Genomic DNA, 544 nt, shown 5'->3' on the forward strand with positions numbered 1-544 from the left:
ACCCGATGTGTGACTTTCCATGTCTAAAGACAGGCATGGCTACTGTCTAATATTTGTTCGCCAAAACATAACAGACAGTGATCGCCATGCCCCTCGAAGAGTTTATCATCAGTGTGTTCTGCTTGATCGACGATTTGTATTCTTCATGTATTACTGAGCCTATCCGTAAGCGAGGCACTCCTCCCAAGCTTGCCGATAGCGAGGTTCTCACTATGGAAATTGTCGCTGAATGGCTTGGTATTCACGAAGATAAGGCAATTTGGAAATACTTCCACCGGGAATGGCAGCACTTTTTCCCTTCTCTTCCTGATCGCTCACAGTTCGTGCGTCAGGGAGCCAACCTCTGGCGAGTAAAGCAGTGTCTGCACACCGCTCTTTTGCAAAGGCTCGGTGCTGATCGTTCCGACCTCCACATCATAGATGGCTTTCCCATAGAGGCTTGCATCAGAACACGGGTGGCCAGAAGTCGCTGCTTTAAAGGTGAAGCGTGGTTCGGGCACTGCGCATCAAAGAAGAGAGGGTTTTATGGTTTTCAGGGGCATCT

1 protein-coding gene is annotated in these 544 nt (G+C 49.1%); it reads left to right on the forward strand.

The genetic code is table 11. From position 1 onward, the window contains the following. Positions 1-86: 86 nt before the first annotated feature. A partial coding sequence (locus E1189_RS00550) for a transposase family protein (RefSeq protein ID WP_490352558.1) occupies positions 87-544 on the forward strand: 458 nt, incomplete at its 3' end.

It is taken from the genome of Parendozoicomonas verongulae (genome assembly GCF_009711465.1).
Lineage (GTDB): Bacteria > Pseudomonadota > Gammaproteobacteria > Pseudomonadales > Endozoicomonadaceae > Sansalvadorimonas > Sansalvadorimonas verongulae.